11 protein-coding genes are annotated in these 14,185 nt (G+C 41.3%); 10 read left to right on the forward strand and 1 reads right to left on the reverse strand.

Going from position 1 to position 14,185, the window contains the following annotated elements:
* Positions 1-38: 38 nt before the first annotated feature.
* The 10 genes from JMX91_RS04635 to JMX91_RS04680 all read left to right on the forward strand — a co-directional run bounded on the left by JMX91_RS04635 (position 39) and on the right by JMX91_RS04680 (position 13,335).
* On the forward strand, positions 39-1,811 hold the full coding sequence (locus tag JMX91_RS04635) for a polysaccharide biosynthesis/export family protein (RefSeq protein WP_201547918.1): 1,773 nt from the start codon (positions 39-41) through the stop codon (positions 1,809-1,811).
* 75 nt (positions 1,812-1,886) lie between these two features.
* The gene (locus tag JMX91_RS04640) at positions 1,887-4,370 is read left to right on the forward strand and encodes a capsular polysaccharide biosynthesis protein (protein WP_227679272.1); all 2,484 of its coding nucleotides are present in this window, start codon (positions 1,887-1,889) and stop codon (positions 4,368-4,370) included.
* Positions 4,371-4,509: 139 nt separating this feature from the next.
* Positions 4,510-5,751: a capsule biosynthesis protein gene (locus tag JMX91_RS04645; protein ID WP_201547919.1), complete on the forward strand. Its 1,242-nt coding sequence runs from the start codon at positions 4,510-4,512 to the stop codon at positions 5,749-5,751.
* A 363-nt stretch (positions 5,752-6,114) separates the two neighbouring features.
* Positions 6,115-7,914 carry a translation elongation factor 4 gene (gene lepA, locus JMX91_RS04650; RefSeq protein WP_101204270.1) on the forward strand — a complete coding sequence of 600 codons (1,800 nt, stop codon included), beginning with the start codon at positions 6,115-6,117 and terminating at the stop codon, positions 7,912-7,914.
* Between the two features lie 102 nt (positions 7,915-8,016).
* On the forward strand, positions 8,017-8,919 hold the full coding sequence (lepB, locus tag JMX91_RS04655) for a signal peptidase I (RefSeq protein WP_201547920.1): 903 nt from the start codon (positions 8,017-8,019) through the stop codon (positions 8,917-8,919).
* A gap of 131 nt (positions 8,920-9,050) precedes the next feature.
* Positions 9,051-9,443 carry a DUF4845 domain-containing protein gene (locus JMX91_RS04660; protein ID WP_227679273.1) on the forward strand — a complete coding sequence of 131 codons (393 nt, stop codon included), beginning with the start codon at positions 9,051-9,053 and terminating at the stop codon, positions 9,441-9,443.
* A gap of 102 nt (positions 9,444-9,545) precedes the next feature.
* A complete protein-coding gene (gene rnc / locus JMX91_RS04665; RefSeq protein ID WP_201547921.1) occupies positions 9,546-10,343 on the forward strand; it encodes a ribonuclease III in 798 nt (265 codons plus the stop codon).
* Positions 10,344-10,689: 346 nt separating this feature from the next.
* On the forward strand, positions 10,690-11,655 hold the full coding sequence (era, locus tag JMX91_RS04670) for a GTPase Era (protein ID WP_227679282.1): 966 nt from the start codon (positions 10,690-10,692) through the stop codon (positions 11,653-11,655).
* 63 nt (positions 11,656-11,718) lie between these two features.
* Positions 11,719-12,495, forward strand: a complete 777-nt coding sequence (gene recO, locus JMX91_RS04675) for a DNA repair protein RecO (RefSeq protein WP_201547923.1) — start codon at positions 11,719-11,721, stop codon at positions 12,493-12,495.
* Positions 12,496-12,561: 66 nt separating this feature from the next.
* A complete protein-coding gene (locus tag JMX91_RS04680; RefSeq protein WP_201547924.1) occupies positions 12,562-13,335 on the forward strand; it encodes a pyridoxine 5'-phosphate synthase in 774 nt (257 codons plus the stop codon).
* Positions 13,336-13,355: 20 nt separating this feature from the next.
* Here the strand turns inward: JMX91_RS04680 and JMX91_RS04685 are convergent, their stop codons facing one another.
* Entirely contained in the window at positions 13,356-14,084 is a 729-nt protein-coding gene (locus JMX91_RS04685; RefSeq protein WP_201547925.1) for a prepilin-type N-terminal cleavage/methylation domain-containing protein, read from the reverse strand.
* Between the last annotated feature and the right edge of the window lie 101 nt (positions 14,085-14,185).

Consider the following 14,185-nt stretch of genomic DNA (forward strand, 5'->3'; position numbering starts at 1 on the left):
TCAGTAATGATCGATAGATCAGGAAAGGAATATAACTCATGAATATGAAACCACGTTCTATCGTGATAGCGACAAGCTTGGCAATGGCGGCGACTAGTATGTCTGCAATAGCTGCAAGCAGTTATGCAGATCAAATATCAGGTTCGGGCTTTGGTACAAGCAACAATAACATGAGTCAATCTCAGAACCAGAGCAATATTAACGTGTCTACCCAAGCATTTGCTGGGGCAGTGCCAGGGCAAGCAACGACTCAAGAAGCGGTTAATGCAGCAAGCTTACCAAGCCAGTCAGTTATCAATACCACACGTCCTTATCAAGATATTAAAACTCAAGATATGATGTTCGGTGAGCAACTATTCCGTGGGGCATTTTCGACGACTTCAGGCTCTACCTTCAATGACAGCTATGTGATTAACCCTGGTGATAACGTTCAAGTAAGAATGTGGGGCGCTTACCAGTATGCGGCTACCATGACCGTCGATCCACAAGGTAATATTTTCTTACCGAACGTTGGTCCAGTCCGTGTCTCTGGTGTGCAAAATGGTAGCTTACAGAATGTGGTCAAGAGCGCCGTGAGTCGTATTTACCGCTCGAATGTAGGTGTTTATGCTTCACTGGAGCAGGCGCAGCCAGTTAAGGTGTTCGTCACAGGTTTTGTTAAACAGCCAGGCTATTACGGTGGTCTAGCAGCAGACTCGGTATTGTCTTATTTAGATAGAGCAGGCGGCGTTGACCCAACGCGCGGTAGTTATATCGATATTCAAATCAAGCGCAATGGTCAAATGCTACAGCAAGTCAATTTATATGACTTTTTGCTAGCAGGTAAATTACAGGCATTTTCATTCCGTGATGGTGATGTCATCACTGTGGCACCTCAGAAAAAGATATTTGTGGTAAGCGGTCAAGTTCAAAATGAATATACCTTTGAGTTTGACGTGAATGATCTGACTATTGGTGATGTGTTGCAAGTGTCTAATCCGGCAGCCAATGCTACTAATGTCAGCATCACTCGCAGTGCAGGACGTGCACAAACGGCAGAGTACTACTCATTAAGTGAAGCCCAAAACGTTCCTGTCTATAACGGCGATCAAATGGTAGTAACATCAGATCGTTACGCAGGTACTATCGCTGTGCAGGTAAAAGGTGCACATACTGGTAATGGCGCAATGGTTGTGCCATATGGCGCACGTTTAAAAGATATTGTGCCACAATTACAGCCAAGTCCGCTGGCAAAATTAACGCATCTAACCATCTATCGTGAATCTGTTGCTGAGCAACAAAAACGCATGATTAACGAGTCGCTCGATCGTCTAGAAGAATTGACACTTGCCACTCAGTCAACGACTCGTGAAGAAGCCGCATTGCGTCAAGATGATGCAGCATTGGTTAAGCAGTTCGTCGCTAAAGCTCGTAATGTTCAGACGGATGGTCAAATCGTCGTTGTGCCAAATTCGTGGCAGGATATTATTCTGCAACAAGGCGACATCATTGAGATACCAGCACAAACGTCAGTCATTACAGTCAATGGTCAAGTACGAGCACAAGGGGCACTTACCTTTAATTCTGACTATACCGTTGGCGATTATGTGGCTAACTCTGGTGGTTTCTCTGATAACGCTGATACAAAAGATATCTTAATTATTCATCAAAATGGGGCGAGCCAAGTGGTCAATACTGCGTATCGTATCCAGCAGGGTGACGAGATTATGGTATTACCGAAAGTTAAAACTAAGCGTGTGGAGATTGCGCGCGGTCTATCACAGATTGTTTATCAGTTAGCAATTGCTGCCAAGGTAGTTCTAGACCTATAACGGTTAACTATTCATGACTTAACGATGACTGTTGAATAGATTTAACCAAAATTAACGAGTAAAGGTATTAAAGATATGGCAAAAGAAGTAGCGAATGAAGTCAAGGTATCTACTATGTCTACCTCTGATCATGCGCTACTTTCGCCATCGTCACAGTACCAATCACCAAAGCAACTGGCAGTAGTTGGTAAAGGTATGTGCCGCAACAACCTGCTACTCTCGCAAGTGTTGCAAGCTGATATTCAGCGCTGGTATCCGTGGTCAGGTTTGCAGCAAAGTGTAGTAAATCGCAAGAAAAAACCACAACCTGAGGCATTTATCGGATGGGGGCACAAGAAAAGCTTCCAACGAGCTGATAAAGCTGCCACCCGTCAGGACCTGAACACCTTAAGTATTGAAGATGGATTTTTGCGTTCATTGGATTCAGGTATTAGTAGTCGCCACGGCTTAAGCGTGGTTGTCGATGACATTGGCATCTACTTTGATATGACGCAATACTCACGTCTTGAGCAGTTGATTGTTGAGCGTACCAAGAGTACTAGTAATGATCGCGCAGCAGGCGAGGCCCGTGCTCGTCATCTGATGGCACGTATATGCGAAGAAAAACTGAGTAAATATAATTCCATAATCGATTGTCCTTCGTTGGATAAATTGATTAATGAAGAAAATATTAACGAAAAGGAAAATGCTGCACAATCACACATCCTGTTGATTGACCAAGTAGCAGGTGATGCCTCTGTTAAAGGCGCTGGTGCGAATAAACGTCAGTTTAAGAAGATGCTAAAGTCTGCATGCCGTAATCATCCTAATGCCTATATTTGGATAAAAGCTCATCCTGCATCAAAATTAGGCTACTTATCCAACTTAAAACTGCCTAAAAACGTTAGGCTATTGACTGAGTCTCTCAATCCTATTGAACTGCTTAAACAAGTAAATGATGTCTATACCGTCAGCTCACATATGGGCTTTGAAGCATTAATGCTAGGTAAAAAAGTGCATTGCTTCGGGGTCAGTTGGTATAGCGGTTGGGGGCTGACCAATGACGCTAATGCGCCCAAAAGTCTACTTAAATCAGTTCAGAAACGTCGCTTAGCATCAGCTGAGATACTTCTCAGTAATAGGGATTTGTCAAACTCAGCAGTGTTTCCTACAACGTCACATAAGACGCTTGAAACGTCATTAGAAACATTATTTTATAGTGCTTATATTGATTACAGTCGTTATGTAGATCCAGCAACGAAACAAGCTTGTGATATCGATACAGCCATTGAGTGGTTGGTGATCAATCGACTGTGGCAAGCGCGCCTTGAAGGCGATTTGACTGTATATGAGTTTAGCCGTTGGAAGCTGCCATTTGTCAAAGCTTTCACAGACCTACCACGTACGACATTATTCGTTAAACCAAAGCCACGTCTAAAAAACCTTCTACATCCAGACCATTTCCGTGTCAACTACCAACAGCCTTTATTGGTATGGGGTTTGGCCAAACGTCAGCAAGTACAGAAGAAGCTACAAAGTAGACTTGTTGAGCAAAGCTCGGATATGCCAGCTATTTATTGTATGGAAGATGGGTTTATCCGATCAAATGGTTTAGGTGCTACTTTACTGGCACCACTGTCCGTTGTGATAGACAAACAAGGTATTTATTACGATGCGACCCAGCCTTCAGATTTAGAAACATTGCTACAAAACTATCAGCCATTGAGTTCTGAACAGCGTCTTCGCGTAAAAAAACTGCAAGATAAACTGCTGAATCAGCGGGTAAGTAAATACAATGTTGGGGCGAGTATAGATGTTTCTAGCATCCAAAATAATTCGTGGATGCAGGATGCCAAAATATCTGGGAGACGTCGCGTCCTTATTATCGGTCAGGTAGAGGACGATTTGTCAGTACAGTACTGCGGCTCTACAATAAAGACAAACAGTGGTCTGATCGAACGTGTACGACAAGATAACCCAGACGCTTATTTAATTTATAAGCCGCATCCTGATGTCGAAGCGGGACTGCGAGCAGGTAAAGTATCAGAAGCTCATCTACGACAAGTTCAAGCGGTTGCCTATGATACTGCGATGCCTGATTGCTTAGAATGGGTGGATGAGGTTCATACGATCAGCTCATTGACTGGTTTTGAAGCGTTGCTGCGAGGGTTAGACGTTACCTGTTATGGATTGCCGTTTTATGCAGGTTGGGGATTGACCACAGATATTGACGGGCAGTCGTTACCGAAATATACCTATCTAAAAAGGCGTCAACGAGATATACCTTTAACTCTTGAGCAGCTAATATATGGCGCGCTTATATGTTACCCGTTGTATCGTCTGCCTGACGGCTATGGGCTGGCACAAGTAGAGCAGATGATCGATTATTTGTATCCTCCCAAAGATTTACATCTGCTTGCGAATAGTGAAGAATCGCAATCTAAAATGGCTAATACCTTAAATAGTTCAGCTAAGACTGTGACCTCGTCTTTATCTACAAAATTGAAACGTCACGCGACTATACGTTTTATGCAGCAGCGTCATCGATGGCAACAGAAATTACGTAAAATGTCTCGTTAATTTATTAGAGTAGCACCGTATAATTGCATTGCGACAAATAGGTGCTTTTTCGGTATAATCACTTTTACGCTATGTGTTTTCACACAGTTGCACGACCTTTCTTATCTCTTATTTTCTCATTTAATGGTAGCCCTGTATTATGGCAGCTTCGATGTCTCACTTGCTTACTCATCGACATGTCTTGCTACTACAAGGAAAAATGGGTGGGTTTTTTAATCGATTTTCTTCATTCTTGCAAACTCAAGACATTAAAGTAAGCAAAATCAATTTTAATGCAGGCGATGCCTTTTTTTATCATCACGACAATACCTACGAATATACCGATACGTTAGCGCAATTCTCCTCTTGGTTGCAGGCGTTCATTAAAGAAAATGCCATTGATGCGATTGTATGCTTTGGCGATTGTCGACCGCATCATACTCAAGCAGCATGTGTTAGTGAAAAGCTGGGTATTTCATTCTTTGTATTTGAAGAGGGGTACTTACGTCCTGATTACATTACCTTGCAAGAACATGGAATTAACGGTTATTCACGCCTAAACACTGCTGAGATTAAAGCGCTTAAGAAAGCGAATGATCAGCCTCTATACACACATAATCGATTTTATCGCTTAAGTATCGCAGCTATCGTCTATTACATCATTGCTTGGCTTTTCAAAAACCGTTACCCACATTATTCGCATTATCGTGGTATGACTGCTTGGCAAGAGGCCATCGCTTGGTTAAAAGCACCGTGGCGGAAGCTACGAGGATATTTGCCAGATAAATACCTGCAAAATAGACTGACCAAACAAGAAAGTAACAATTACTTTTTGATTAGTTTACAAGTACATAATGACTCACAGATTACCCATCATAGTGATTATCGTGATGTGGTACAGTTCATTGACGAGTCTATCGCAAGCTTTGCAAATTTTGCTAAGCAAAAACAGTTACTCGTGTTTAAACATCATCCATTGGATCGTGGTCATAGAGACTATCGGGAGCTGGTAGCTAGCCTAGCTGAGCGCTATCAAGTATCTCATCGTGTTTTCTATGGTTGTGATATGCACCTGCCAACTTTGATGAAATATAGTATTGGCATGGTCACTATTAACAGTACGACAGGCTTGCAGTCGGTTTATCATAAAAAACCCACTAAGGTTATGGGTCGTGCAATTTACGATATTCCTAAGCTAACAGATCAAAAGCCGCTTGATGATTTTTGGCAGCAGCCTAAGGGTCCAGATAATGAATTCTATTTGAGATTTCGTGAGTACCTGATAGAGCAAACTCAAATAAATGGTGCTTTTTATGGCAGATCGCCATGGATGTATAAGTATCTGTACCAAATTGGCAGTGAAACGACAGACGTAGATATGTCTAAAACCAATTTACCCTAGTCATTTATTTGCTTTTCCTTCTAAGAAGTCATAGTAACTATAATGGTATCTATATAAAGAAACGAAGTTCAACAAGTGTAACGATTGTTGCGTTATCCTTTTTTAGCTTGTCATTTCATCTGTAAGTCACATCTCTTCTAACAAAATCGCCTTACTTTGCAGTGGAAAACTGCTAGAATACTCTTTTATGTCTGCGCATAAGAGTTAATGTGCTTGGCTATGGATTTTAGACGGTAGTATTAGCCGAATCGACTTGTTATAACGGTTGACCTTCAAAGAAGTACAAGCATCTTATCAATTGTGTCTGACAATATTTATTTTTTAGTTTTATTATTCTATCACCCTTAATTTAGTAGGCGCTTTGTGACTGCATTAGCCAATATTCGTAACTTTTCAATCATTGCCCACATTGATCATGGTAAGTCGACGCTTGCCGATCGTTTTATTCAAATGTGCGGTGCCTTGCAAGATCGCGAGATGCAGGCGCAGGTGCTCGACTCGATGGATATTGAGCGTGAGCGCGGTATCACTATCAAAGCACAGTCAGTAACACTGTTTTATGATCATCCAAATGGTGAGCGCTATCAGCTTAACTTTATTGATACCCCTGGTCACGTCGACTTTTCATATGAAGTGTCGCGCTCATTAGCAGCGTGTGAAGGCGCGCTATTGGTTGTTGATGCCGCTCAAGGCGTAGAAGCGCAGTCAGTGGCCAATTGCTATACAGCCGTTGATCAAGGCTTAGAAGTCATGGCGGTGTTAAATAAGATTGATTTGCCGCAAGTTGAGCCTGAACGCGTCATTCAAGAAATTGAAGATATTATCGGTATCGATGCAGTTGATGCACCGCGAGTATCAGCCAAATCTGGTCTTGGTGTTGATAAGCTGCTAGAAGCATTGGTAGAGTTTATTCCGGCACCGACTGGTGACCGTGAAGCACCACTGCAAGCACTAATTATTGACTCTTGGTTCGATAATTATTTGGGCGTGGTCTCATTGGTACGGGTGCGTGAAGGTACTATACGTAAAGGTGACAAGTTATATATCAAATCGACTCAAGAGGCACATCTGGTTGGCTCGATTGGTGTCTTTACGCCTAAGCCTGTAGATACGGGTGTTTTAGAAGCAGGGGAAGTTGGCTTTGTTATTGCGGGTATTAAGGATATTGCTGGAGCACCAGTAGGCGATACTATCACTCATGCTAAGACCCCTGATGTGGATCGTATCCCAGGCTTTAAGCAAGTCACGCCACAAGTCTATTCTGGTATGTTCCCAGTAGATTCGAGTGATTTCGAAAAATTCCGTGAAGCTTTGCAAAAACTGCAAATTAACGATGCGTCACTGTTTTTTGAGCCAGATACGTCGGATGCGCTTGGCTTTGGTTTCCGTTGTGGCTTCTTGGGTATGTTGCACATGGAGATTATCCAAGAGCGTCTAGAGCGTGAATACGATCTGGACTTGATTACTACAGCGCCCTCAGTTATTTACGAAATTGAGAAAAAGAACGGTGATGTAATCTATGTAGATAATCCATCACATCTACCTGAGCCAAACAATATTGAAGAATTCCGTGAGCCAATTGCCCGCTGTCAAATTTTGGTACCGCAAGAATTCTTAGGCAATGTAATGACGCTATGTATTGAGCGTCGCGGTGTTCAAGTTGATATGCGTTTTATGGGTCGACAAGTACAGCTGATATTTGATATCCCAATGGGCGAAGTTGTCATGGATTTCTTTGATCGCCTAAAGTCAGTCTCACGTGGTTTTGCATCGCTAGATTATAACTTCGAGCGTTATCAAGCTGACAAGCTAGTAAGAGTTGATGTACTAATCAATGGCGATAAAGTTGATGCCTTAGCGATGATCGTGCACGAAACCCAATCACGTTATCGTGGTAATGCACTGGTGACTAAGATGAAAGAGTTGATTCCACGTCAAATGTTTGATGTCGCCATTCAAGCGGCTATCGGTAGCCAAATCATTGGTCGTAGTACGGTAAAAGCTATGCGTAAAGACGTATTAGCAAAATGCTATGGCGGCGATGTGTCACGTAAGAAAAAGCTACTGTCTAAGCAAAAAGCTGGTAAAAAACGTATGAAGCAAGTAGGTAATGTGGAAATCCCGCAAGAAGCCTTCTTAGCTGTGTTGCAAGTTGATAGCTAATTATTGAGCTTAATTTAAGATAGCCATTGTAGATAACAGTCAAATGTAGTGAGTCTTATCGTAAAGGTGTTAGATAAGCCACTCGTTAATAGGCAATTTGGTATGGATTTTGATTTTAATTTAATTTTAGTGCCGTTAACTATAGTCCTAGGAATTGTTTGGCTGTTAGATAAGCTAGCGCTCAAACAGCGCAAAACTCGTGGTCGAGGTCAAGAAGGCTTACTAGTTCGCTGGGCTTATGACTTTTTCCCTGTGTTAGCAGTGGTATTGATAGTACGCTCATTTTTAATTGAGCCATTTAATATTCCATCATCGTCTATGGTACCGACGCTATATACAGGTGATTTTATTGCTGTCAATAAGTATGCATATGGCGTGCGCTTGCCGTTAACCTATAATAAGGTTCTAAACACTGGTGAACCTGAGCATGGTGATGTGGCAGTGTTCCGCTACCCTGAAAACCCGAGCATTTATTATATTAAGCGTGTTATCGGTTTACCTGGCGATACGGTAAGTTATAGTAAAGGCACGCTGTCTATCAATGATGTACCTGTTGAGACTAAGTCTGTAGATTTCGCGGCAAATGCTGAATTGACTTCACAGCTATACTTACCAGGCCAGGTTGGTCCAGGTCAAGTGCTGACCGAAGAGAGTGCTTCTGCAATGGGCCAGCAAGAAGAAGACGCGGCACAATATTTTGAAGAAATACAAGGTGACAACAAGCATCTCGTGCGCTATTTGGACGGTATGAACAGTTCACAATACGCGCCATTTTTACAACAACAATCACCAGAGGTGGTTGAGTCGGAAGGTACAGAGTGGCGCATTGACGTACCAGAAGATCAGTATTTTGTGATGGGTGATAACCGAGATCGCAGTGCAGACGGTAGATTTTGGGGATTTGTTCCGGATGAAAACCTAGCAGGTAAGGCAGTTTATATCTGGATGCATAAACCACCTGGTCTAAACTTACCGACATTTGAACGTAATGGTACTATCAATTAAGATTATGAGATTGTCTAGAGGTTGATTGGTTGATAATAGTTTTATGCTAATATCGTTGATAAATAATTAATGGCTATTTATTATTTATACACTTATTCGAAATAGTCGTTTATCTTTAGAAGGATCTTATAATGCAGCAATTATCTGGTTTGGCTACGCAGCGCGGTGCCAGTGTGACAAACATTGTTCTCATTATTATGCTTTTGGGTATTGCGACTAAATTGACAGTAGCTATCGTACCAGCTCAAATTGGCGACTACCAATTGACCAAGGTATTAAGTGCACAGCTAAAAGAAGCCAATAATAATAACGAAACAGCCAAGCAATTTGTTGAACGTGTCAACAAACAGTTATCTATCAATGCTGACTATGATACCAAGGCAGAAGATGTATTTACCTTTACCGATAAAAAAACAGGTCAATTGGCTATTTATAAAGAATATGCAGTAACTAATAACTTTTTTAGCAATGTCGACATCATAAACCGTTTTGAAGGTAACATCGAGATGGCGACAGCAGAGTAAGTCGCAATAGTACGACATAGCACATTCATTATTTTATAAAATATATCAAATAATATTATTAAACTAAATCTGTCAAGCAGAAGGGATAACCACAAACCACGCATGAAACCAACTTCGCACCATTCTCAAGCGGTTCCTACTTCCCAAAAAAATAGTACGTCTGTTGACACGCTTGTTGTTAGCTCAGAATTTATTCAGCGGTTAGCAGTATTAACGCGTAAGTTAGGCTACGAGTTCAATGACTTGAGCCTTCCTAAACTTGCATTAACGCATCGCTCATTTGATAGCAAAAAAAACTATGAGCGCCTAGAGTTTTTAGGTGATGCACTGTTAGGGATGATTGTGGGTGAAGCTTTATATCATCGTTATCCTAGTCAAAACGAAGGGCGCTTAACGCGTATGCGTGCGACATTGGTGCGCCAAGAGTCATTGGTAATTATCGCCCAAAACTTAGAGCTATCTAACCATCTTATATTAGGAGTAGGTGAGCGCAAAGGTGGCGGTCGTAATCGTGCTTCCATACTGGCGGATGCGGTAGAATCTCTGATTGGTGCTATCTATTTAGACAGTAAAGATATGGATATTACTCGTAAATGTGTTCTCTCTTGGTATGGTGATTTGATTGATAATGTCAACGACCAAAAAGCGCTAAAGGACGCCAAGAGTCGGTTACAAGAGTGGCTACAATCTAAACAGTTTGACTTGCCTAATTACGAGCTCATGGAAACGCGTGGTAATGCACCGCATCAAATTTTCGTTGTACGTTGCCATGTCAATATCAATAACTGTCCTGATATTACTGAATCTGGTGAGAGCCGCCGTATCGCTGAACAGAAAGCAGCAGAGCTTATGATTAATCAATTACATAAATTGCCAGGATCTGCGAAAAAGCGTGTATAGCCGATGTCTATTAATGCATTTTTAGATGCAGAATATTAGCTTAGATTGGTTTATAGCTTGCAAAACATACATTAAAACTACCTCACATATTATTTATTTTAAAACTTTAAATGTTTCTAGCCCGTTTTCAATGGTGACTGAATAAATTTAGCATCAACGACTGTTCAGCTAGTCACAAACCCTATAGGATTAACTTATGAGCAATCACACTGATTTGCCATCAAACAATGAAGATAGCACCCAAAATTTGAGTGAGAATACAGATATTGAGTCAAGCCAAAACAATATCAAAGTTACCGAAGAGATTTATGCTGCTGATGCAGAAGATATTGCATTAGACAATGATATGGCTATTGAAGAGTTTTTTGCACCGAGTGGCAATGCTCGTATGGTTGATGATTTTAGAGCAGGTTATGTGGCCATTGTTGGACGTCCAAATGTGGGTAAATCAACTTTAATGAACCACTTATTGGGTCAAAAGCTGTCTATCACCTCACGTAAACCGCAAACTACCCGTCATCGTATTCATGGCATTTTGTCAAACCATGAAATGCAAGCAGTGTTTGTTGATACACCAGGTATTCACCGCAACGAAGTACGTGCTATTAACGAACGTATGAATAAAGCGGCGGTATCGGCGCTAGTAGATGTAGATTTAGTACTGTTTGTTGTTGACTCAGATCAATGGCGTGACGATGATTTATTGACCTTGCAAAAGCTCGGTGAGACCAATCTAACAGTCGTATTGGTTATTAATAAGGCAGATACTCTAAAAGATAAAGGCAGCGTGCTACCACTTATCGAAACTTTCAATGATAGTTTCGATTTTGCTGATATCGTTCCCGTATCTGCACTAAAAAATCAAAACTTAGATCGTTTGCAAGAAGTGATTGCTTCGCATTTACCAGTCGCTGCGCCTATTTATGATACAGAGCAAATCACTGATCGCTCTGAGCGATTTTTAGCCAGTGAAATCATTCGCGAAAAAATCATGCGTAGTGCGGGTGATGAAGTGCCATATGATTTGACCGTACAGATTGATGAGTTTAAAGACGAACCTGCCCATACTGATCCAAAAACAGGGCGTCCACGCAAAGCTTGTACTTTCATTGATGCAACTATCTATGTTGAGCGTGGTGGTCAAAAAGCCATTGTTATCGGTGATAAGGGCCAGCGTATCAAGCAAGTTGGTATGGATGCTCGTAAAGATATGGAGCAGTTGTTCGGCAAAAAAATCATGTTAACTTTGTGGGTCAAAGTGAAACGTGGTTGGTCTGATGACGAGCGTGCGTTGACCAGTTTGGGCTATTGATAGCGGTTAAGAACGAACGCTTCAAAAGTACTATCTGCCTTTTAGCTATTTAGGTAATAAAAAATGCGTAATGAAGCGCTCGTCGGGTATTTATTGCATCAGCGTCCTTATCAAGAAAAACGCGCTTTGTATTATCTTTTTTCTCAACAACACGGTGTGATACATGGTGTTGGGAAAAAAGGCGCGCCGCTATTTATGCCATTACAGCTTTTTGCTACAGGCAAACGTGACCTAAAAACCTTTAGTCAAATTAATATTGCTTCGCAAGATAATACTCAAGCTGACAGTGTTCAAAAAGACAGTACACCTGCTGTCTTAGAAGCCGTACCTTACGCTAATATCGGCGGCCAACATCAGTATGCCGCACTATATATAAACGAGATTCTGTGGCGGCTGTTACCTACTGAAGATCCAATGCCAGTACTATGGCAGCATTATCAAATTAGTTTACAACAACTCAAGCAGCCCTTAAGTAATAGCGAGCTTCGCCTTTGTTTACGTCAGTTTGAGCAGTATCTATTTACCGAATTAGGATTTACTTTAACGTTAACGCATGACAACGTTGAAGATCCCATCGAGTATGATTGTACTTACCGCTTTTTACCGGATATAGGTTTGCTCCCTGTATTAGTACATAATGAAAAGTCTGAGCATTTAGCCAGTGAGTCTGGACAGACTGTTTTTAAGGGTGCGGATATTATAGAAATGGCACGTTTAGGTATTACTGAACAGACGCTGAGCCATTGGTCAAAACTACATCGACATCTTATTGATCATTTGCTTGATTATCAGCCGCTACAAAGTCGTCTGTTATGGCAGCAACAGCAGCGTTATCAATAACTGCATTCTCAAATATCATCGTAGTATCAACTATATAAGTTAGGCTTAATTGTCCAAAGGATTTTTATGAGTATCTCTGTATCTACCTCATCTGAAAACAATACAAAAAAACCTTTGCTAGGCGTGAATATTGATCATGTGGCAACACTTCGTCAAGCGCGCGGTGTGAGTTATCCAAGTCCTCTAGCTGCTGCATTACTGTGCGAAAAGGCAGGGGCAGATGGTATCACTATACATTTACGTGAAGATCGTCGTCATATACAAGATGCTGATGTTTATGAAATGGCAGGGCAGTTGTCGACGAGAATGAATCTAGAGATGGCCGCAACTGATGAGATGCTTGCAATTGCCTGCAAAGTTAAACCTTTTTGGGTATGTCTAGTACCTGAAAAGCGTGCAGAGCTAACGACAGAAGGTGGTCTTGATGTTGCAGGGCAAGTCATATCTCTAAAAGAGTATGTTCATAAACTGCAAGCCTCTAATATTAAGGTTTCCTTATTCATTGATCCTGATGACAAGCAGATTGCAGCCGCAATAGAGTGTGGCGCAGACGCAATAGAGTTGCATACTGGTGCTTATGCCGAAGCAGGCTTAGCAAATGATACTGACGTACAGTTGGCTGAACTTAAAAGACTTGAACAAGCAGTAGCTACAGCACAGAGCCTAGACGATAAATTGCTTATTAACGCGGGTCATGGTCTAACGTGTGACAATGTGAATGCTATTGCAAAGATTGATGGTATCTATGAGTTAAATATTGGTCACGCACTTATTGCAGATGCGGTCTTCGTAGGACTAGAAAGCGCTGTGACAATGATGAAAGAAGCCATGTATAAATAGTTTTTCATATATGGCATCTATTACCCATTACATTTCGTAGGGTGGTCTACGTTAAGTTTATGTTTGACGATACCGGATTGGTTAAAAGAGATTTGGTACATTGACTTATTATAAGAAGAGGTAGGACAGTATTTTATATGACCGAAATGTCCGCGTGGTCTGCCGCTATCGCCCCAGAACTTAGTATAGTGACGCCTACCGCCAACTCTTAACTTCACTGTACTATATCTTAGGTTTAAAGATTGCTGCGCTAATAACGTGTCTACTTGAGAATCAAAATGCTTGTTGTCGTTTTTATCTACGAATAGCAGAAGCGTTTTATCACTGTTCCTATGGCATTGCTGTGCATCATTCGATAAACAAACTAAGACATCCTGCCGGCTTATATAACTTTCGGCCTTTGCTAAGGATAAGGTATTCTCTAACTGATGCTTAACACGTTGGGCTTCCATTCGTGCTAAGTGCGTTAAGATGCTTGGCACTGCAATAGCTGCGATAATTCCCAATACCATTGTCGTCACAGTTAGCTCAACGAGAGTAAAGCCATTTGATTGCTTAGCATTTAAAGCATTATTGTTTTGAAGGGATGGATTCCTATAATCGATTAACTTAAATAGTTTATTGAGTAACCCAGATGCAATAGCTAAAAACTTATCAATTCCATATCCGTCTTTTCTGCAAATAGGTAAACAAAGGGTAAAAATGGCTATTCTCTTATAATGGGCCAGTACCTTATGAAGTAAGTTCATAATGCGCTACATCCTATAGCTGTTTGTCATTTAAGTAGAAAACAACGTCTCACACATCCTTGTGTTGACTGTCTTTTAAGCAAACCAATTGTCCAAATTCT

The sequence above is a fragment of the Psychrobacter sp. Pi2-1 genome, assembly GCF_904846645.1.
Classification (GTDB): Bacteria; Pseudomonadota; Gammaproteobacteria; order Pseudomonadales; family Moraxellaceae; genus Psychrobacter.